Genomic DNA, 18,719 nt, shown 5'->3' with positions numbered 1-18,719 from the left:
TGTTGTGTGGTGTGCTCTTCCGTTGAGATCCGCCGTGGGTGGGTTCCGCAGTTTCAATTGAAACTGCGGATTCGCGAGCCAGGACGGCCCGCCCATCCGGGTGATGAGCGGGCCGTTGCGGGGTGGGTCAGCGACCGGCGTAGTCGTCGCGGGCCGTGATCGCGATGTCCGGGTGGTCGGAGAAGATCCCGTCGATGCCGGTGTCGAACAGCGCCTTGAAGAAGCCGAAGACGTCGCCGAAGGCCTTCGGGTCGTCCGAGGACTGGAAGTCCTTCGGCAGGAACTTGTTCTCCGCCCGCACGGTGTAGGGCACGACCTCGAGGCCGGCCGCGTGCGCGTCGGCCACCACCGGCGTCGGCTCGCCCAGGTACCCGTCGTCCTCGACCGGCAGGACGACCTTGGTGTCCGGCCCGATCACGTCCGCGTACCCGGCGATCTCCTTCAGCCCCTCCGGCTTGACCAGGTCGGCGTAGGTGCGCGGGTCACCGGACTCGATGAAGTCCTGCGGCGCGCCGCTGTTGCTGATCAGCTGGACCAGGTCCACCTGCAGGGACTTGTTCAGCTCCTTGAGGTTGCCCACCTCGAAGGACTGCACCGCGACCTTGGCGCCCGGCCGGTTCAGGCCGTTGGTGGTCAGCGCCTGGACCACACCCGGCTCCAGCGGCAGGCCGAGCTTGGCGAAGTAGCTCGGGTGCTTGGTCTCCGGGGCGACGCCGATGTCCCGGTTCAGCTCGCGGGACAGCCGGGCGCGCAGGTCCAGGACCTCCTGGAAGGTCGGCACCTCGTAGCGGCCGTCGTAGATGGTGTTGTTCGGCCGCACGTCCGGGATCCGCTCCTTGGCGCGCAGCGTCTTGAGCTCGGCCAGCGTGAAGTCCTCGGTGAACCAGCCGGTCAGCGACGCGCCGTCGATGACCTTGGTGGTCTTGCGGTCGGCGAACTCGGGGTGGTCGGCGACGTCGGTGGTGCCGCCGATCTCGTTCTCGTGCCGCGCGACCAGCACGCCGTCCTTGGTCGGCACCAGGTCCGGTTCGATGTAGTCCGCGCCCATCCGGGCGGCCAGCTCGTAGGAGGCCAGCGTGTGCTCCGGCCGGTAGCCGGAAGCGCCGCGGTGGCCGAACACCGACACCTGCTCGGTGCCGGCAGGTCGGTTCGGTGCGGCGATGGCCGGTGCGGTGATCAGCCCGAGCGCCGCTGCGCCCGCGACGGACAGCGCCGTCAGGCGTACCCGAATCGTCAATTTGCCCTCCCGTGTCTCGCAGCGCGTTGATCAACGCTGCACACTCGGGCAAAACACTGACCGCCGCAATCGACCATTCGCGCAAGGCGGTGCGACATCGGGCCGACCGCCAGGTGAACGCCGAGTTGGCGGGGGCAGCTCCCGCGTGGCCTGCCGCACGCTCTACGCTGCGGTTCGTGCGAATCCTCGTGATCGGTGGTGGCGGCCGGGAGCACGCGATCGCCCTGGCGCTGTCCCGCGATCCCTCAGTCACGGCGCTGGCCTGCGCGCCCGGCAACGCCGGTACCGCTGCGCTGGCCGAGAACTACGGCGTAGACGTCGCCAAGCCCGCCGAGGTGGTCGAGCTGGCCACCAAGTGGCAGGCCGACCTGGTCGTCTTCGGCCCGGAGACCCCGCTGGTCGCGGGCGCGTCCGACGCGGTCCGCGCGGCGGGCATCGCCTGCTTCGGCCCGTCCAAGGCGGCGGCCCGCATCGAGGGCTCGAAGGCCTTCGCCAAGGACGTCATGCTCGCCGCGGGCGTGCCGACCGCGCACAGCGAGATCGTGGACAACCCCGCCAAGCTGGACGCCGCGCTGACCCACTTCGGCCCGACCTGGGTGGTCAAGGACGACGGGTTGGCCGCGGGCAAGGGCGTGCTGGTGACCAGCGACTTCGACGCGGCCCGGGCGCACGCGCTCACGCTGCTCGACAGCGGTCACCCGGTGCTGCTGGAGTCGTTCCTGGACGGCCCGGAGGCCTCGCTGTTCTGCCTGGTCGACGGCACCACGGTCGTCCCGCTGCTGCCCGCGCAGGACTTCAAGCGCGTCGGCGACGGCGACGCGGGCCCGAACACCGGCGGCATGGGTGCCTACGCGCCGCTGCCGTGGGCGCCGGAGGGCCTGGTCGACGACGTCGTGCGCGACATCGTGCAGCCGACCGTGGACGAGCTCGCGCGCCGCGGCACCCCGTTCTCCGGGCTGCTCTACGCCGGTCTCGCGCTGACCTCCAGCGGTCCGCAGGTGATCGAGTTCAACTGCCGCTTCGGCGACCCGGAGACCCAGGCGGTGCTGTCGCTGCTGCACACGCCGCTGGCCGCGCTGTTCAACGCGGTGGCGACCGGCACGCTCGCCGAGCAGCCGCCGCTGGAGTGGGAGTCCGGTTCGGCGGTGACCGTCGTGATCGCCGCGGAGGGCTACCCGGGGCGGCCGCGGGTGGACGACGTGATCCAGGGCGGCGACGCGCAGGGCGTGCTGCACTCCGGCACCCGGCGTCGCGAGGACGGCGCGGTGCTCTCGGCCGGTGGCCGCGTGCTGTCCGTGGTGGCCACGGGCGAGGACTTGGCGGCGGCGCGCGAGGCTGCGTACGAGCGGGTCAACAACGTGCACCTGCCCGGTTCGCACCACCGCACCGACATCGCGCTCCGCGCTGTGCGGGGAGAGATCGCCGTTCCGACTGCCCGATAGGGACATTCGGGTCGAAACCGCCCGGTGGCGAGGGGAAATCCCGCCACCGGGCGGTTTTTTCTGGTGTTCTGAACCTCCAGGGGGAACCGGGCCCGCCGTCCCCGCCGTCGAATCGAGCGGGCCGAGCACGAGGAGGGGTCGTGGCGAAGGCGGGCTACAACTTGGCGGCGCTGGAGGACTGCCGCGCGGCGCTGGACGGCAAGGCCGGTCCGGTGGGGGCGGTCGGCGACGGCTTCGAGGGGCAGCACGTCGATGCTGCGATCTTCGGGAAGCTCGACGCGGCCGGTGATTTCGCCAGCGCGATCACCGAGCTGGACGCCGCGGGCAAGCAGCAGTTCGACGCGGCCGAGCAGCTGCTGCGCAGCGCGAGCGGCGAGCTCGACTCGGTGCGCACGAGCATGGACGACATCGATCAGGCCAACGCCGACTCGTTTCGCTGATCTGGGGTTCTGATGGGGATTTCGGGAGAAGTCGCGAGCAAGCCCGGCGGTGGCCGGCTCGCCGAGCAGCTGCGCAAGATCGAGGACAGCAGACCGGAGGACATCCGCGCGATCGGCGATCGGTGGCGCGAGGCGGCGGCGAAGGCCGACGACCACGGCAACGAGCTGGGCAAGGCCGTGAACGGCCTCGACGGCAGGTGGGAAGGCGGTTCCGCGGACGCCTTCATCGGTTACATGGGCAAGGTCAACGGCGGCTTCGGCAAGGCCCACGAGGCGTTGCAGGGCTCGGCCGACGCGATGAACGAAGCGGCGGAGGCCGTGCAGTCCGCGAAGGACCAGGTCAACGCGATCGGCGAGCGGGCGCTGGCCGATGCGCGCCGCGCGGACCAGGCCTACGAGAAGGACGTCGCGAACGCCGAGGACGACGAAGAGGCCAAGGACGAGGCGGCGAAGCGGCGCGACGAGGCCATCACCAAGGCGATGGAGGAGCACGCCGGGGAGGCCGAGGGCAAGATCGCCGAGGCGAACTCGAAGCTCAGCGCCGCCCTGGGCAAGCTGCGCAGCGCCGCGGGCGGGCTCGACGGCGTGTTCTCCGCGCTGCCGAAGGCCGGTGTGGCGGAGCCCGCGTCGACCGAGCAGCAGTCCGCGACACCCGGCGGCGGACAGCACGGATCGCCTGGCGGGACCAGCGGTTCCGGTTCCGGCGGGTCGGGTTCCGGCGGTGCCGGTGGTGCTGGCGGCGGCGAGTCCGGTGGCGGCGGTGGCGTCCACTCCGGAGGCGGCTCCGGCGGTGGTGGCGGTGGTGGTGGCCTCGGGCCGAGCGGAGGTCCGCCCGCGGGTCCGCCGCCCGGGAACGTGCAGGAGTGGATCAAGGAAGCGATCAAGATCCTGCAGGCCAACGGCATCCCGGTCACCGAGGACAACATCGACGAGATCTGGACGATCATCCAGAAGGAGTCCGGCGGCAACCCGAACGCGATCAACGACTGGGACTCCAACGCGGCCAAGGGAACCCCGTCGAAGGGCCTGATGCAGTGCATCGACCCGACCTTCCAGTCCTACAAGCTGGCGGGCCACGACGACATCTGGAACCCGGTGGACAACATCATCGCGGGCGTCCGCTACACCTTCGACCGCTACGGCGGCTTCGACGGCCACCCGGGCCTGAAGTCGATGGCGTCCGGCGGCGGCTACCAGGGCTACTGACGATCTTCCGTAGGGTCGCGGACATGGCTGAACGTTTCGTCCGACGCCGTCGGGGGTCCTGGATCGGCGGGGTGTGCGCGGGCATCGCGGACCGGTTGGGGCTGCCGCGGATCCTGGTGCGCCTGCTGTTCGTGCTGGCCAACGGGGCTGGGCTGGTCGTCTACCTGCTGCTCTGGACGTTCACGAAGGTCGAACCCAAGAAGTAGCCCGACGATCTGGCAGGCTGGCGGGCATGGTGACGACGGACGCGCTCGCCGCAGCCCAACGCGCGAACATCCCCCCGTTCCAGGTGATGGAGGTGCTGACCGCCGCTGCGGCGCGGCAGCGCACCCACGGTGATGTCCTCTCGCTGGCCGCCGGCCAGCCGTCGACCCCCGCGCCGGAGGCGGTCCGAGAAGCCGCCGCGGCGGCGCTCACCGCCGATCCGCTCGGCTACACCGAGCAGGTCGGCCTGCTCGCGCTGCGCGAAGCGATCGTCGGGCACTACGACCGGACGTACGGGCTGCCGGTGCAGGCCGACGACGTCGTTGTGACCACCGGCGCGTCCGGCGCGTTCCTGCTCGCGTTCCTCGCGGCTTTCGACGCCGGGGACCGGGTCGCGCTGGCCCGCCCCGGATACCCGGCGTACCGCAACATCCTGTCCGCGCTGGGCTGCGAGGTCGTGGAGCTGCCGTGCGACGAGACGACCCGCTTCCAGCCGACCGTCGCCATGCTGGAGGAGCTCGACGAGCCGGTGCGCGGGCTGATCGTGGCGAGCCCGGCGAACCCGACCGGCACCGTGCTCTCCGACGCCGAACTGGCCGAACTCGCCTCCTGGTGCGATGCCAACGGCGTGCAGCTGATCAGCGACGAGATCTACCACGGGCTGAGCTACGGCGACCCGCTGCACTCGGCGTGGGAGACCTCCCGCGAGGCGGTCGTGGTCAACTCCTTCTCCAAGTACTGGTCGATGACGGGCTGGCGGCTGGGCTGGATGCTGGTGCCGCCGCGGTTGCGCCGTGCGGTCGACGCCCTGACCGGCAACTTCACCCTCTGCCCGCCCGCGCTGTCCCAGCACGCCGCGGTGGCGGCCTTCTCCCCGGAGGCCTACGAGGAGGCCGCCGGGCACGTCGAGAGCTACCGGAAGAACCGAGAGCTGCTGCTGGACGGCCTCGCCTCGCTCGGCATCACGAAGGTCGCCCCCGCCGACGGCGCGTTCTACGCGTGGGCCGACATCGGCCACCTCACCGACGACACGTCCGCGTTCTGCCGGCGCCTGCTGGACGAGACCGGGGTGGCGGTGGTGCCGGGCGCGGACTTCGACCCGGAGCTGGGCGGCCGCTACGTGCGGATGTCCTTCGCGGGCAGCGCGGACGACATCGCGGAGGCCGTCGAGCGCCTGAAGTCCTGGCTGCCGCGACCCTGAGTTTTCCCTGGTATCCGCGTCAGGTGGGACTAATCGGGCACTCCATCTGGCAGGCTTGTGGTGACGGGTTGCCGCGGTCGAGCTGAGGTGCTTGCGATGTTGTGGAAGGTGATCGGCGGACTGCTGGTCCTGTGGTTGGTGATTTCGGTCGCTGGTGTCGTCATCAAGGGCCTGTTCTGGCTCGCGGTGATCGGCGGCATCCTGTTCGTCGCGACCGCCGCGCTCGGCTGGGCCCGGGATCGCAAGCAGATCAAGCCGTAGCTGACGCGAGGGGCACCTCCGACCGGGAGGTGCCCCTCCAGCACGTCAGACGAGGATTTCGCGGGCCTGCAGGAGCGTGCGCGCCGCTGCGGGCCCGGGCCAGAGCTCAGCGGACAGCCCGGCTTCGCGGGCGCCGTCGATGTTCTCCTGGCGGTCGTCGAAGAACAGGCATTCCGCCGGCCGGGCGTCGATGGTCTCCAGCAGCGCGCGGTAGATGCGGGCGTCCGGTTTGGCCAGATTCAGGTCGCCGGAGAAGACCAGGTGCTTGAACAGCCGCGCCCAGTCCGCGTGCTCCGCTGCGCGGCCGAACGACGACGGCGCGTTGGAGAGCAGGGCCATCGTGACGCCCTGCCGGTGCAGGTCCTCCAGCAGCTGCACCGCCGCCGGGTCGGTCTCGTACCAGCCCGCGACGTCGGCCCGGGTCAGGCGCGCGGACAGGGCTCGGTCCACCTCGCGGTCGAGCCGGGCGCCCACCGCCCGCCAGTAGTCCAGGTCCGGGCAGCCCCAGTCGTAGGCCTTGCGCTCGGCGAAGTACGCCGCCTCGAACTCCTCGGGATCCGCGCCGCACATCGCCGCGAGCTCGGGCAGCGCCGCCGTCCGGCGGCTGATCACCTCGCCGTAGTCGAAGACGACCCAACGCACCACGGGCACCTCCTGGTCAGATCCGGGCTTCCTCGATCCGGTGCAGTGCTTCCTTGATGTCGGCCGTGGAGACGTCGCGGTGGGTGACGAAGCGGATCTGGCCGCTCATCGACACCGCGTGCACCCCGACCGCGGACAAGCGTTCCAGGGACAGGGCCACGTCCGGCACCGCCGCCAGCACGATGTTGGTCTGCGGCGTGGTGACCGACCAGCCGTGGTCGGCCAGGCCCTCGGCGAGCAGCCGGGCGTTGTCGTGGTCGACGGACAGCGCGTCGATGCGGTCCAGCGCGACGAGCCCGGCCGCGGCCAGCACACCGCCCTGCCGAACGCCGCCGCCGAGCATCCGCCGGACCCGCCGGGCCTCGCTGATGAAGTCCTCGGAACCTGCGATGACCGACCCCACCGGCGCGCCGAGCCCCTTGCTCAGGCAGGCCTGCACGCTGTCTACGCCGACGGTCAGCGCGGCGGGCGGCAGGCCGAGGGCGATCGCGGCGTTCCAGATCCGGGCGCCGTCGAGGTGGATGCGCAGGCCCTTCTCGCGGGCCGCGGCGGCCAGCTGCGCGTGCTCGTGCGGCGGGGTCACCGCACCACCAGCGCTGTTGTGCGTGTTCTCCAAGCACAGCAACGTGGTGCGGAGGGTGTCGTAGCCGGAATCGCCGTGCCCGCGCACGGTTTCCGGGGTCGGTCGTCCGGGCCCGGCGTTCCACTCCAGCGGCTGCGGCATGCCGCCGGCCAGCCAGGCCGCCGAGCCGAACTCGTAGGCGAGCACGTGCGAACCGTGCGGCGCGAGGAACCGGTCGCCGCGCTGCAGGTGCAGCATCAGCGAGATCAGATTGCCCATCGAGCCGCTGGGCACCCACAGGGCGGCGGTGGCGCCGAGCAGTTTGGCGACGCGTTCCTCCAGGGCGCGCATCGTGGGGTCGTGGTCGAGCACGTCGTCGCCGACTTCAGCGGCCGCCATGGCCGCGGACATCTGCTCGTCGGGACGCGTGACCGTGTCGGAGCGGAGGTCGATCGGGGCCAGATTGGTCACGAACAGATCACATCACATCGACCCGGGGTGAGGGAAACAGCCCGGCGCGGTCCGCTGGGGGGACTGCGGTATCAATCACTGGGGTGGATTGCCCGGTCGCCGCGTGCAACGGTTGGGGCCGGGCGTCCCGTCCTACACGTGCAAGCACTGACGAGCGGAGAGTTCCGCGTGGACCAGCACGAGGAGCAGGAGTTCGCGGAGTACTTCGCGGCTCGGCGGGAGGCGGTGCGTCGGATGGCGTACATGATGTGCGGTGACTGGCACCGCGCGGACGACCTCGCCCAGACCGCGTTCATCTCGCTGCACCGGCACTGGCGGAAGGTGCGCGACAAGGGCGCGCTGGACGCCTACGTGCGCCGGACGCTGACGCGGGCGGTGATCGACGAGTCCCGGCGCCCGTGGCGGCGGGAGCGGGCCGTGGAGGTGCTGCCGGACCGCCCGGTGGACAACCCGGACGTGGACGACTCGGTGGCGACCAAGCAAACCCTGCTCGCCGCGTTGCAGAAGGTCCCGCCCAAGCAGCGCGCGGTGCTGGTGCTGCGGTTCCTGGAGGGGCTGGACGTCGCGGGCGTCGCAGCGGTGATGCGGTGCAGCGAAGGCAACGTGAAGAGCCAGAGCGCGCGGGGCCTCGCGGCGTTGCGCGAGGTGCTCGGTGATGAGCTCGGCGATCTGCGGTCGGCGTGAGGAGGTGCGGGTAAGTGGACGAGAGCAAGCTTGAAGAGCTGTTTCGCGATTCGGTGCAGTCCGTTCCTCCGGCGTCGTTCGACGAGCACGACGTGGCTCGGGCGTCGCGGCGGATCACGGCTCGGCGCCGGATGACGGCTGTCGGCGGCACGGTGGTGGCCGCCGGCGTGCTCGCGGGCGGTGTCGCCCTGGTCGTGCCGTCGGAGCAGAAGACCGTCACCAGCCAGGCGCAGCCCGAGGTCGCGTCGCCGCGCAGCGACGACGGGCCGAGCGTCATGTCCACCCGCGGTGGGCGCTGCGGGCCGGACGCGCAGCTGGCCGCGGCGGTGACCAAGGAGCTCCCGGAAGCCGCGGCGACGGCCCCGGTGGCCACGCCGAGCTGCCCGTCCGGCGCGAAGGTGGCGTCCTTCGTGCTGAACGAAGGACCGGCGGCGGGCAACGTGACGGTGATCGTGAGCCCGGTCGGCACGGTGCCGCCGGACCAAGCGGCCCCGGGCGACACCCGGCGCCCGGACGGCTCCGAGCAGTCGGTCCGCGCGACGCGCAGCGGCAAGCTGGTCATCGCGCGCAGCAACCCGAACCAGGGGTCTCCGGCGGCGCCCTATGGCGCCCGCCTCCCCGAGATCGCCGGAGCCGTGGCGACCCAGTTCTGACCCAGCACTCGACGCCGGGGCGGGCACCGACCCGCCCCGGCGCTTGCATGCGGGTGGTGGGTTCCGTCACCGGAGTGGTACAGCTGTACCAGAAAATTGGTACGGTAGTGCCAGAAAGTTCGACGGCCGGGTTGAAGGAGAGGGCGACCAGCGATGATGGCCTGGATCATTCTGATGGTGTCGGGGGTTTTCGAGGCTGGATGGGCGATCTCGCTCAAGCTCTCGCACGGCTTCAGCCGCCTGGGTCCGACCATCTCGTTCTTCGTGCTCGCCGCGGTGAGCTTCTCGGGCCTGGCCTACGCCATGCGCGAGCTGCCCGCAGGCCCGGCCTACGCGGTGTGGACCGGCATCGGTGCCGCCCTGACGGCGATCGTCGGCATGCTCTGGCTCGGCGACGGCTTCTCGGTCCTCAAAATGGTCTCGATCGTCCTGATCGTCGCCGGAGTCATCGGCCTCAACCTCGCCGGCACCCACTGACCCGGAACCACAGTTTCAATTGAAACTGCAGACTCCCCCCCCGGCGCTGGACCACAGTTTCAATTGAAACTGCAGACTCCCCCCGGCGCTGGACCACAGTTTCAATTGAAACTGCGGTTCCCCGGCGTGTCGGGACTCCGGTGTGTCGGGATCCGACATGCCGACGGTTGTGGACAGGTTCCGGGTCCTGTGGAGAACTTCCGCAAATTCAATGGAAATTGGACATCCAATTTCCATTGAATTTGCGGATCCACCGGCACGAACGGGGGAGCTGGGGGTTCGGGGCGTCGGGGTTGGCGGGTGGTGGAGTTGGGGAGCTTAGGATCGGCAGGCATGACAGCGGCCAGTACTCCGAAGGGCGAGCGGCGGCGGCAGGCGTTGGTGGTGGCCGCCGCGGAACTGCTCGCCGAGGGCGGCTTCGAGGCCGTCCGCCACCGCGCGGTCGCCGAGCGCGCCGGACTGCCGCTGGCCTCCACGACCTACTACTTCTCCTCGCTGGACGACCTGGTCAGCGCCGCGGTGGAGTACGAGGGGCGGCACGAGCTCGAGGTGGGCCGGGCCCGCCTGGACGAGCTCGCCGAACAACCCCGCAGCACCGACGCGGTGATCGAACTGCTGCTGGACCTGCTGCTGGGCATCGACTCGCGGGACGGCGGCGCCGACGTGGTGCTGCTGCGCTACGAGCGGCTGGTCGGCTCGCCCCGCCGCCCCTACCTCGCGCCGCTGATGCGGGAGCTCAGCGCGGAGCTGCACGACCTGCTCGCGGAGATCTTCGCCCGCAGCGGCATGGAGGTCGGCCGGGACCGCCTGCTCGAGCTGATCGCCCTGGTCGACGGCGCCGTGGTCAACGCCCTGATCGCGAGCAATCCCGATCCGCGCGGCGCCGCCCGCGGGATGCTGCGCTCTCAGCTCGGCTGACCCACCCGGCACAGCTCGGCGTAGGAGCCACCGGCGGCGATCAGCTCGGCGTGGCTGCCGAGCTCCACGATGCGCCCGTCCGCCATCACCGCGACCCGGTCGGCGTTGCGCGCGCTGTGCAGCCGGTGCGCGATGGCGATCACCGTCCGGCCGTCCAGCAACGTGGCCAGCGCCTGCTCCAGCTCCCGCGAGGTGGCGTTGTCCAGCAACGACGTCGCCTCGTCCAGCACCACCGTGTGCGGGTCGGCCAGCAGCACCCGGGCCAGCGCGAGCTGCTGCGCCCGCGACGCAGGAACCGGGTGGCCGCCCGAGCCGAGCACCGTGTCCAGCTCCGCGGGCAGGGATCGCAGCCACTCCAGCAGGCCCACCGATTTCAGCGCGTCCACCAGCTCGTCGTCGGTGAACTCGCGGTCCGGCAACGCCAGGTTCTCCCGGAGCGTGCAGGCGAAGACGTGCTGTTCCTGGGTCAGCAGCACCACTTCGCGGCGCAGCTGCTCGGTCGGCAGGTCGGCGATCTCGGTGCGGCCGAAGGCGACCGAACCGGAGTCCGGTCGGCTGATCCCGGCGATCAACCGGCCCAGCGTGGACTTCCCGGCCCCGGACGGCCCGACCACGACCAGCCGCTCCCCGGCGGCGACGGTCAGGTCGACGCCGTGCAGCACCTCCCGGTCCGCGCGGTAGGAGAAGCGCACGTCGCGGATGACCAGCTCGCGCGACCCGTCCACCTCCTGCGGCGGGGTGTCGGCGGTCGGCGCCTGCTGGACGCCGAGGATCCGCTGCAGCGCGGTGTACCCGGTCTGCAGCTCCTCCAGCCACATGAACAGCTCGTCGAACGGGTTCGACATCGCCTGGGCGTAGAGCACCACGGTGATCACGGTGCCGAGCTCGACCGACCCGTTCCAGTACGCCCAGCCGCCGATCAGCAGGATCGCGCCGATCGGCAGCACGTACGACAGCTGCAGGCAGGGCAACCAGACGGTCAGCAGGTACCGGTGCCGGTACTCGGCGTCCAGCGCCTGGCCGAGCGCCTGCTCGTTGCGCGCGATGCGGCGCTCCCCCAGTCGCAGCGCGGCGACGGTTCGCGCGCCCTCGACGGATTCGTGCGTGCTGGACTGGACTTCCGCCCAACCGGCCATGATCCGGCGCAGCGTCGGCAGGGACCGCGGGTAGTACCAGCGGGTGCTCAGCACCATCAGCGGCACGGCGACGAGCATCCCGCAGGCCAGCAGCGGCGAGGTGAGCAGCATCGCGGTGCCGGTCAGCAGCACGGTGATCAGCGCGGTGGTGATCTCCGGTGCGGCGCTGCGGATCGTGTAGTCCAGCCGGTCGACGTCGGTGGTGGCGCGGCTGAGCAGGTCGCCGGTGCCGGCGGATTCGACCGCGCCCAGCGGCAGCCGCAGCGCGTGCCCGACCATGCCTTCGCGGGACTCGGCCAGCAGGTGCTCGCCGAGCAGCGTCGCGCGCATCCGCGCGGCCCGGATCAGCAGCGCGTTCACCACGAGCACCACGAGGAACGCCCCGGCCAGCAGGTCGATTCGCTCCGACGTGGTGCCGGCGGCGACCGCGTCGACGAGCGCGCCGAGGATCTGCGGGCCGAGCAGGCCGACCACCGTGGCCAGCCCGAACAGCAGCATCATCGCGGCGAACCGGCCGCGGTGCGCTCGGAGCGTCTGCCACGCCCAGCGCCGGACCGTGCGCCCATCGGCCAACGGCAGCTTCACTTCTCCGCCCCCAAGTCCAGCGCCCGGTCCGCCACCGCTGTCCAGAGTGGACTCTGGCTGAGCACGATGGTGGTGCGACCGGTGCGGAATTCCTTGACCCGCTCGGCGATCCGTGCCTCGGTGTGCGCGTCGACCGCCGACGTCGGCTCGTCCAGGATCAGCACGTCGGCGTCCGCGCACAGGGCGCGGGCCAGCAGCAACCGCTGCCGCTGACCGCCGGAGAGCGAGCGGCCCCGCTCGTCCAGCACGCCGTCGGCGGGCAGCGCGGCCAGCACGTCGTGCGCGTCCGCGGCGTGCAGCGCAGCCTCCAGGTCCACGCCGTTGCCCAGGTCGACCTCGGCGAGGACGGGACCGGCGAACAGCTGGTCCTGGTTGTGCGCCAACAAGATCCGCTGCCGGACCTCGTCGGGCTCGACCGCCCGCAGCGGCACGTCACCGGCCCGCGACTGCCAGGCCAGCCGCTCGGCCACGGCGTCGACCTGCTCCCCGGCGTCGATCACGGTCAGCTCGCCCGGGGCGATCCGCACCCCGCTGGCCTCGTCGAACAGCTCCAACGGTCCCGACGGCAGCGACTGCGGCCGATCCGGCGACGGCGGCTCGGGCTCCACTCGCAACAATGCCTGCGCGCGCCCGGCCGCGACCATCCCGGCGGCGAACGAGTAGGCGGCTTCAGACGCCGTGCGCACCGGGATCACCAGGAACGCCGAGACGCCGTAGAACGCGACCAGCTCGCCCACGCTGATCGTCCCGTCGAGCGCCAGCCGCGCTCCTAGCCAGGTCACCAGCACCGTCACCAGGCCCGGCAGCAGCACCTCGGCCCCGGCCAGCCACGCCTCGATCCGCCCGGCCGCCACTCCGGCGGCGCGCACCCGCTGGCTGGCTTCGGTGAACCGCGCGTGGAACCGGGGTTCTCCTCCGACGCCGCGCAGGATCCGCAGCCCGGACACGATGTCCGCCGCCTGCGCGCTGACCTGCCCCAACTGCTCCCGCTGGGCTTCCTCGCGACGGCGCAGCGGGCTCAGCAGCGGACCGATGCCGAGCGTCGCCAGCGGCACGCCGATGAGCACCACGACACCGAGGACCGGGGAGATCGACAGCAGCAGGACCGCCGCCACGACGAACGACACCAGCGAACCGGTAGCTCGTCCGACGACTTCGAACAGGTTGCCCACGCGGTAGATGTCCGAGGCGCCGATCGCGACCACCTCACCGGCGCGGACCTTGCGCGTCAGCACGCCGCCGAGCTGCGTCACGTGCGCCAGCACGAGGCGCTGCGATCCCGCCGCGCCGTGCAGCCAGATCGAGTGCGCTCCCCAGTGCAGGAAAGCCGCCGCGATCATCTGCGCGACGCCGAGCCCGAGCGCGGCCAGCACCCAGCCCACCAGCGCGCCGACGTCGTGCGGCCGGATGCCTGCGTCGACCGCCGAACCGATGACCAGCGGCATCAGCGCCGTCGGCAGCATCCAGAGCGAGCCCGCGACGGTGCAGAGCAGCAGCAGTCCCGGCCGTTTCATGAGCAGGGACCGCAGGAATCGGAAGGAACTCGTGGCAGCCATGGCTCGACCGACGGTAGCCCGCGGCGAGTCCGATGGCGATCGATTTTTCCGGTTTCAGAAGTCCCAGGTGGTTTCCGCGAAGTCGGCTTCTGCGACGCGCTCGGCGCAGGTCGGGCACTTGTCGGTGATCTTCGCCGAACGCGGGTCGCGGCCGATCGGCGTCGGCTGCGGGATCTTCAGCTCGGTCGCGCACAAAGCGGGAACGGCCTGCCCGGCATATACCGCGCCGGGTCGCATGATCGTGGCGTGGCGCTGGGCCAATCCCATTCCGACGATCCAGAAGACGTCTTGCCGGTCGCCGTCGTACTCGTCGATGTCCATCGTGCTGCGCCTCACTCCTCAACCGTTGCGGACCAACGATATTGGGCGCGACATCCCGGATACCACCACCACCCGTGTCATTGAGCTCCGCTTAAGGGGGCGCGCATCCCGGCTTTCCCGCTCGGTTGGGGAAACACCTGGTCGAACCGGGGTGGAGCAACCCGTTTCGCGCTGCGGCGTCTTGAACGGGTGATCGACGGTGCAACCGCGCTGGGGGCGGCCGCGTATGGAGCGGCGGTAGCGCGGAAAGGGGACGAGTTCTATGCGGACCGAACAGGAACGGGCGTTCCGCGAGTTCGCCGGGGAACGCGCGCTGTGGCTGCGCCGTTCGGCGTACCTGCTGTGCGGGGACTGGCACCTCGCCGAGGACCTCGTGCAGACCACGCTGCTCAAGCTCTACCGCGCTTGGCGCCGCGTGGACATGTCCACAGTGGACGCGTATGCGCGGAGGTCTCTGCTGCGGGTGTGGCTGGACGAACGCCGCCGCCCGTGGCGTCGTGCCGAGAGCCGAGGCGAAGTGCCGGAAGTCGTTGACAGCGCGGCAGATCCGTCCGAAGTCGGCCGACGCGCATAGCACCGCGATGCAGTGTTGAACGCGTTGCGCCAGGTCCCACCGCCGCAGCGCGCGGTGCTCGTCCTGCGCTACTGGGAGGACCTGCCGACGGCCGAAGTCGCCGCCGCGCTCCGGTGTTCCGAAGGCACGGTCAAGAGCCAGGCGTCGCGCGGGTTGCAGAACCTGCGCGCCGCGCTCGCCGAGTCCGATCCGGACTTGGCCCGCCGACGTCCCGGACGTCCAGTGGCCACCGGTCGGTGCCACGCCTCCCTCGCACAGCCCCGAGGAGATCGACCGGATCGCGACCGGCCTGCAGCAGCACGCGCAGGAGGTCTTCTCCGGCGCGGTGACGAACAAGCCGCAGCTGTTCGACGACAACATCCTCCTCTGCGACACCCAGTGCGTTTCAGCTGGTCAGGTCCCGTGAGTCTTTTGGGCTGCCATAGCCGCCCAAAAGACTCACGGTGCCTGAGCAGGCAAAACGTCAGCGTCGCGGAGGACCGCACGGCGGTGACCTACCAGTACAACGCGCCGGGCATCGTGCAGCACTCGCCGGAGCAGGCGTGCGAGCAGGAGGACCTCAGGTTCTGCGAAGGCTCCGTGCTTGACGACGGTTCGGTGCTGCTGCACCAGGTCCGCCAGCCCGACGGCGATCCGTTCACGTCGGCCGCGTCGGCGAACTACATGCTCGACGGCAGCGTCACGATGATCACGGCGTACAACTACGACCCGATCCTCGACGACCAGAAGGACCCGAAGTCGCGCCCCGAGGTCGCCGTCCCGTTCGAGCAGCTCGACGTCCTCGCCACCGACGCGGAGCTCGCTCTGCGCTGATGGACGGGCCGGGGCGCCTCCCGGCGCGTGCGGTGGCGGTTTCGTCCGGGAATCGCCGCTCGGCGAGGCGCGGGGTGCGGTGGTCTCGCCGCGCCCCGCGCCGCCACGCGCAGTCGGGAGGTGCCCTCGGCAGGGCGGGTCGAACTCGTGCGCCGGTATCCTGGCTGCTCGTGACGGTCAAGCCCAGCATTCCGAACGTCCTCGCCGCCCGCTACGCCTCGCCCGCACTGGTCGAGCTGTGGTCGCCGCAGCAGAAGATCATCCTCGAGCGCCGGCTGTGGCTCGCCGTGCTGCGCGCTCAGGCCGACCTCGGCATCGAGGTGCCCGAGTCGGCGCTGGCCGACTACGAGCGGGTCCTGGAGCAGGTCGACCTGGACTCCATCGCCGCCCGCGAGCGGGTCACCAGGCACGACGTGAAGGCCCGCATCGAGGAGTTCAACGCCCTCGCCGGCCACGAGCAGATCCACAAGGGCATGACCTCGCGGGATCTGACCGAGAACGTCGAGCAGCTGCAGATCCGCCGCAGCCTGGAGCTGGTGCGCGACCGCACCGTCGCCGTCCTGGCGCGGCTGGGGCAGCTCGCCGCCGAGCACGCCGAGCTGGTCATGGCCGGCCGCTCGCACAACGTCGCCGCCCAGGCGACCACCCTCGGCAAGCGCTTCGCGACCGCCGCCGACGAGCTGCTGGTCGGCTTCAACCGGCTCGAGGAGCTGCTCGCCCGCTACCCGCTGCGCGGCATCAAGGGCCCGGTCGGCACCGCGCAGGACATGCTGGACCTGCTCGGCGGCGACGCCGAGAAGCTCACCGAGCTGGAGCGCCGCGTCGCCGGGCACCTGGGCTTCGGCCGCACGCTGACCAGCGTCGGCCAGGTCTACCCGCGCTCGCTGGACTTCGAGGTGCTGACCGCTCTGGCGCAGCTGGCCGCCGCGCCGTCCAACGTGGCCACCACGATCCGGCTGATGGCCGGGCACGAGCTGGTCACCGAGGGCTTCAAGCCCGGCCAGGTCGGCTCCAGCGCGATGCCGCACAAGATGAACACCCGGTCCTGCGAGCGGGTCAACGGCCTCGCGGTGATCCTGCGCGGCTACGTCTCGATGACCGGTGAGCTGGCCGGCGACCAGTGGAACGAGGGCGACGTGTCCTGCTCCGTGGTCCGCCGGGTGGCGCTGCCAGACGCGTTCTTCGCCTTCGACGGCCTGCTCGAGACCTTCCTGACCGTGCTCGACGAGTTCGGCGCGTTCCCGGCCGTGGTGGCCCGCGAACTGGACCGCTACCTGCCGTTCCTGGCGACCACGAAGGTCCTGATGGCCGCGGTGCAGGCCGGCGTCGGCCGGGAGACCGCGCACGAGGCGATCAAGGAGAACGCGGTCGCCGTCGCGCTGGCGATGCGCGAGCAGGGCGCCGAGCGCAACGACCTGCTGGACCGCCTGGCCGCCGACGACCGCCTGCCGCTGAGCCGCGAGCAGCTGGACGCGCTGCTCGCGGACCGCCTGGCGTTCACCGGCGCGGCAGCGGCCCAGGTCCAGGACGTGGTGTCCCAGATCGGGGCGATCACGGCCCGCTACCCGGAGGCCGCGGCCTACCGCCCCGCCGACATCCTCTGACCACCGGCCTGACCTGGGGTTTCCTCGGGAGCCCCAGGTCAGCGCCAGTGGGCGTTGAAGAAGTCCAGCTCGCAGCGGGTCGCCTGCTGGAACAGGCGCAGGCAGCGGGCCCGGTCGCGCTCGTCCAGCTCCGCGCCCACCCGGTCGAGCTCGCCGCGCAGCCACCGCACCCACGCCCGGAAGTCCGGGCTGCTGTGCAGCGTGATCCACTCCGCGTGCACGAAGTTCTCCGGCAGCGCGCTCGGCGCGCGCATCGCCCACTCCAGGTAGGACCACTCCGCGACGGTCAGCACCGTCAGGACCTCCGCGTAGCTGCCGCGGGCGTTGGTGTCCTGCATCAGCTCCCGGAACGCCTTCGTCGCCTCGTCCAGCTCCGGGCTCACCCGGTCGGACTCGCCGACCCCGAACGCGTCGAACGCGCGCTGGAAGTAGGTGTTCTCCTCGCTGGTGACGACCCCGATGCTGCCCGCGATCGCCAGCCGCGAGGCGTAGCGGTCGGCCTTGGCCACCCCGGACCCGAGCAGCGCCAGGAAGTCGTCCACGAACTGGTAGTCCTGCACCAGGTAGGAGCGCATCGAATCGATCGGCACCAGCCCGTCGAACAAGGCCTGCGTGAACGGGTGGGTGATGACCTCCGTCCACTCGGGCTCGCTGCGCTGGCGGAGCCAGTCGGAGAATGTCTCGGTCAAGGAAGTCCTCCTGTGCGCTGAACTGCGGACCGCCTGCGGATGCGCGGCCCGGGGTGGGGGAGAATCCGCTCGTGGTTGCACTCGCCGATTACCCCCAGATCGCAGCGGGCAAGGTTCGCCAGCTGCACGCCGTCGACGACGAACACCTGCTGCTGGTCGCCTCCGATCGTCTCTCGGCGTACGACCACGTGCTGGACACGCCCATCCCGGACAAGGGGCGCGTGCTCACCGCGATGAGCGTGTACTGGTTCGAGCTGCTCGCCGACCTGGTGCCGAACCACCTGGTCAGCGCCGACGACCCGCGGATCCCCGGCGAGGTGCGCGGCCGCGCGCTGCTGGTGCGCCGACTGGAGATGCTGCCGGTGGAGTGCGTCGCGCGCGGCTACCTGACCGGATCCGGGCTGGCCGACTACCAGCGCACCGGCGCGGTGTGCGGCGTCGAGCTGCCGGGCGGGCTGGTCGAGGCCTCGAAGCTGCCGGAGCCGATCTTCACCCCGGCCACCAAGGCCGAACTCGGCGACCACGACGAGAACATCAGCTTCGACGCGGTGGCCGCGCAGCTGGGCGCGGAGCGCGCCGAGCAGCTGCGCAAGGTGACGCTGCGGGTGTACGAGCGGGCGGCGGAGCACGCGCGCAGCCGCGGCGTGATCCTGGCCGACACCAAGTTCGAGTTCGGCCTGGCGCCCGACGGCACCCTGGTGCTGGGCGACGAGGTCCTGACCCCGGACTCGTCCCGCTACTGGCCGGCGGACGGCTACGAGCCCGGCCGGGTCCAGCCGTCGTTCGACAAGCAGTACGTCCGCAACTGGCTGACCTCCCCGGAGTCCGGCTGGGACCGGGCCTCCGACGTCCCCCCGCCGCCCCTCCCCGAGGACGTCCAGGCGGCGACCCGGGCCCGCTACGTCGAGGCCTACGAACGGATCACCGGCCGTTCCTTCGCCGACTGGCCCACCCCCGACGCCTGACCCGTCAACCCCGGTCTCCGCGAACCCGACCACGTACCGCCCGGCCGGGTGAGCCCGCTGCGGCGGGTCGGGGGGGCG

At 71.3% G+C, this 18,719-nt stretch carries 20 protein-coding genes and 1 pseudogene; 14 read left to right on the top strand and 7 right to left on the bottom strand.

The genetic code is table 11. The features are described 5' to 3' along the window. Positions 1–127: 127 nt before the first annotated feature. Entirely contained in the window at positions 128–1,231 is a 1,104-nt protein-coding gene (locus ABTZ89_RS19200; RefSeq protein WP_351046424.1) for a glycerophosphodiester phosphodiesterase, read from the bottom strand. A gap of 182 nt (positions 1,232–1,413) precedes the next feature. On the opposite strand from ABTZ89_RS19200, the gene purD reads away from it, so the two are divergent. The 6 genes from purD to ABTZ89_RS19170 all read left to right on the top strand — a co-directional run bounded on the left by purD (position 1,414) and on the right by ABTZ89_RS19170 (position 5,991). After that, complete coding sequence (gene purD / locus ABTZ89_RS19195) at positions 1,414–2,679, top strand: phosphoribosylamine--glycine ligase (protein ID WP_351046420.1); 1,266 nt, start codon at positions 1,414–1,416, stop codon at positions 2,677–2,679. 140 nt (positions 2,680–2,819) lie between these two features. Continuing rightward, positions 2,820–3,119, top strand: a complete 300-nt coding sequence (locus ABTZ89_RS19190; protein WP_351046417.1) for a hypothetical protein — start codon at positions 2,820–2,822, stop codon at positions 3,117–3,119. 12 nt (positions 3,120–3,131) lie between these two features. Further along, positions 3,132–4,325 carry a transglycosylase SLT domain-containing protein gene (locus ABTZ89_RS19185; RefSeq protein ID WP_351046414.1) on the top strand — a complete coding sequence of 398 codons (1,194 nt, stop codon included), beginning with the start codon at positions 3,132–3,134 and terminating at the stop codon, positions 4,323–4,325. Positions 4,326–4,348: 23 nt separating this feature from the next. Next, entirely contained in the window at positions 4,349–4,531 is a 183-nt protein-coding gene (locus ABTZ89_RS19180) for a PspC domain-containing protein (protein ID WP_270952957.1), read from the top strand. Positions 4,532–4,557: 26 nt separating this feature from the next. Continuing rightward, positions 4,558–5,730, top strand: coding sequence for a pyridoxal phosphate-dependent aminotransferase (locus ABTZ89_RS19175; protein WP_351046411.1), 1,173 nt, complete (start codon positions 4,558–4,560; stop codon positions 5,728–5,730). 96 nt (positions 5,731–5,826) lie between these two features. Next, a complete protein-coding gene (locus ABTZ89_RS19170; protein WP_270952959.1) occupies positions 5,827–5,991 on the top strand; it encodes a hypothetical protein in 165 nt (54 codons plus the stop codon). A gap of 45 nt (positions 5,992–6,036) precedes the next feature. Here ABTZ89_RS19170 and ABTZ89_RS19165 read toward each other — a convergent pair whose 3' ends face one another. Together ABTZ89_RS19165 and ABTZ89_RS19160 are read right to left on the bottom strand one after the other, a co-directional pair. After that, positions 6,037–6,636, bottom strand: coding sequence for an HAD family hydrolase (locus tag ABTZ89_RS19165; RefSeq protein WP_408641941.1), 600 nt, complete (start codon positions 6,634–6,636; stop codon positions 6,037–6,039). 13 nt (positions 6,637–6,649) lie between these two features. Further along, positions 6,650–7,666 carry a threonine aldolase family protein gene (locus tag ABTZ89_RS19160; RefSeq protein ID WP_270952960.1) on the bottom strand — a complete coding sequence of 339 codons (1,017 nt, stop codon included), beginning with the start codon at positions 7,664–7,666 and terminating at the stop codon, positions 6,650–6,652. Between the two features lie 168 nt (positions 7,667–7,834). Between ABTZ89_RS19160 and ABTZ89_RS19155 the strand changes: the two genes are divergently transcribed. The 4 genes from ABTZ89_RS19155 to ABTZ89_RS19140 all read left to right on the top strand — a co-directional run bounded on the left by ABTZ89_RS19155 (position 7,835) and on the right by ABTZ89_RS19140 (position 10,398). Beyond that, positions 7,835–8,350, top strand: a complete 516-nt coding sequence (locus ABTZ89_RS19155; protein WP_351046406.1) for a SigE family RNA polymerase sigma factor — start codon at positions 7,835–7,837, stop codon at positions 8,348–8,350. A 14-nt stretch (positions 8,351–8,364) separates the two neighbouring features. After that, positions 8,365–9,003 (top strand): hypothetical protein, encoded by a 639-nt coding sequence (locus ABTZ89_RS19150; RefSeq protein WP_270952963.1) that lies wholly within the window; start codon positions 8,365–8,367, stop codon positions 9,001–9,003. 156 nt (positions 9,004–9,159) lie between these two features. Beyond that, the gene (locus tag ABTZ89_RS19145; protein ID WP_270952969.1) at positions 9,160–9,480 is read left to right on the top strand and encodes a DMT family transporter; all 321 of its coding nucleotides are present in this window, start codon (positions 9,160–9,162) and stop codon (positions 9,478–9,480) included. Between the two features lie 333 nt (positions 9,481–9,813). After that, a complete protein-coding gene (locus tag ABTZ89_RS19140; protein WP_270952168.1) occupies positions 9,814–10,398 on the top strand; it encodes a TetR/AcrR family transcriptional regulator in 585 nt (194 codons plus the stop codon). Here ABTZ89_RS19140 and ABTZ89_RS19135 read toward each other — a convergent pair. Genes ABTZ89_RS19135 through ABTZ89_RS19125 form a run of 3 tightly spaced genes read right to left on the bottom strand, consistent with a single transcriptional unit; the run spans position 10,386 to position 13,996 of the window. Further along, positions 10,386–12,119, bottom strand: coding sequence for an ABC transporter ATP-binding protein (locus ABTZ89_RS19135; protein WP_270952169.1), 1,734 nt, complete (start codon positions 12,117–12,119; stop codon positions 10,386–10,388). The two genes, ABTZ89_RS19140 and ABTZ89_RS19135, sit on opposite strands and share 13 nt — an antisense overlap. Beyond that, positions 12,116–13,675 carry an ABC transporter transmembrane domain-containing protein gene (locus ABTZ89_RS19130; protein WP_351046401.1) on the bottom strand — a complete coding sequence of 520 codons (1,560 nt, stop codon included), beginning with the start codon at positions 13,673–13,675 and terminating at the stop codon, positions 12,116–12,118. The genes ABTZ89_RS19135 and ABTZ89_RS19130 overlap by 4 nt, the downstream gene beginning before the upstream one ends. A 54-nt stretch (positions 13,676–13,729) precedes the next feature. Next, entirely contained in the window at positions 13,730–13,996 is a 267-nt protein-coding gene (locus ABTZ89_RS19125) for a hypothetical protein (RefSeq protein ID WP_270952172.1), read from the bottom strand. A 262-nt stretch (positions 13,997–14,258) separates the two neighbouring features. On the opposite strand from ABTZ89_RS19125, the pseudogene ABTZ89_RS19120 reads away from it, so the two are divergent. From ABTZ89_RS19120 to purB, 3 genes and pseudogenes are all read left to right on the top strand, one after another. Beyond that, a pseudogene (locus tag ABTZ89_RS19120) lies at positions 14,259–14,771 on the top strand (RNA polymerase sigma factor); the annotation flags it as partial. A 288-nt stretch (positions 14,772–15,059) separates the two neighbouring features. Beyond that, on the top strand, positions 15,060–15,383 hold the full coding sequence (locus tag ABTZ89_RS19115; protein ID WP_351046427.1) for a hypothetical protein: 324 nt from the start codon (positions 15,060–15,062) through the stop codon (positions 15,381–15,383). A gap of 170 nt (positions 15,384–15,553) precedes the next feature. Beyond that, positions 15,554–16,987: an adenylosuccinate lyase gene (gene purB / locus ABTZ89_RS19110; RefSeq protein ID WP_270952174.1), complete on the top strand. Its 1,434-nt coding sequence runs from the start codon at positions 15,554–15,556 to the stop codon at positions 16,985–16,987. 38 nt (positions 16,988–17,025) lie between these two features. On the opposite strand, the gene ABTZ89_RS19105 is transcribed toward purB, so the two are convergent. Continuing rightward, complete coding sequence (locus ABTZ89_RS19105; RefSeq protein WP_351046396.1) at positions 17,026–17,676, bottom strand: TenA family protein; 651 nt, start codon at positions 17,674–17,676, stop codon at positions 17,026–17,028. Between the two features lie 71 nt (positions 17,677–17,747). Between ABTZ89_RS19105 and ABTZ89_RS19100 the strand changes: the two genes are divergently transcribed. Continuing rightward, positions 17,748–18,641 (top strand): phosphoribosylaminoimidazolesuccinocarboxamide synthase, encoded by an 894-nt coding sequence (locus ABTZ89_RS19100; RefSeq protein WP_351046393.1) that lies wholly within the window; start codon positions 17,748–17,750, stop codon positions 18,639–18,641. Positions 18,642–18,719: the final 78 nt, after the last annotated feature.

It is taken from the genome of Saccharopolyspora sp. NPDC002686 (assembly GCF_040295745.1).
Taxonomy (GTDB): Bacteria; Actinomycetota; Actinomycetes; order Mycobacteriales; family Pseudonocardiaceae; genus Saccharopolyspora; species Saccharopolyspora oryzae.
Note: the sequence above shows the minus strand (reverse complement) of the source record. Positions and strands in the feature narration are given on the sequence as shown.

What these genes read in the sequence shown, in the direction of transcription:
- ABTZ89_RS19185 (WP_351046414.1), top strand. Translation starts at nt 3,132, where the DNA reads ATGGGGATTTCGGGAGAAGTCGCGAGCAAGCCCGGCGGTGGCCGGCTC.
- ABTZ89_RS19180 (WP_270952957.1), top strand. Translation starts at nt 4,349, where the DNA reads ATGGCTGAACGTTTCGTCCGACGCCGTCGGGGGTCCTGGATCGGCGGG.
- ABTZ89_RS19175 (WP_351046411.1), top strand. Translation starts at nt 4,558, where the DNA reads ATGGTGACGACGGACGCGCTCGCCGCAGCCCAACGCGCGAACATCCCC.
- ABTZ89_RS19170 (WP_270952959.1), top strand. Translation starts at nt 5,827, where the DNA reads ATGTTGTGGAAGGTGATCGGCGGACTGCTGGTCCTGTGGTTGGTGATT.
- ABTZ89_RS19145 (WP_270952969.1), top strand. Translation starts at nt 9,160, where the DNA reads ATGGCCTGGATCATTCTGATGGTGTCGGGGGTTTTCGAGGCTGGATGG.
- ABTZ89_RS19140 (WP_270952168.1), top strand. Translation starts at nt 9,814, where the DNA reads ATGACAGCGGCCAGTACTCCGAAGGGCGAGCGGCGGCGGCAGGCGTTG.
- ABTZ89_RS19130 (WP_351046401.1), bottom strand. Translation starts at nt 13,675, where the DNA reads ATGGCTGCCACGAGTTCCTTCCGATTCCTGCGGTCCCTGCTCATGAAA.
- ABTZ89_RS19125 (WP_270952172.1), bottom strand. Translation starts at nt 13,996, where the DNA reads ATGGACATCGACGAGTACGACGGCGACCGGCAAGACGTCTTCTGGATC.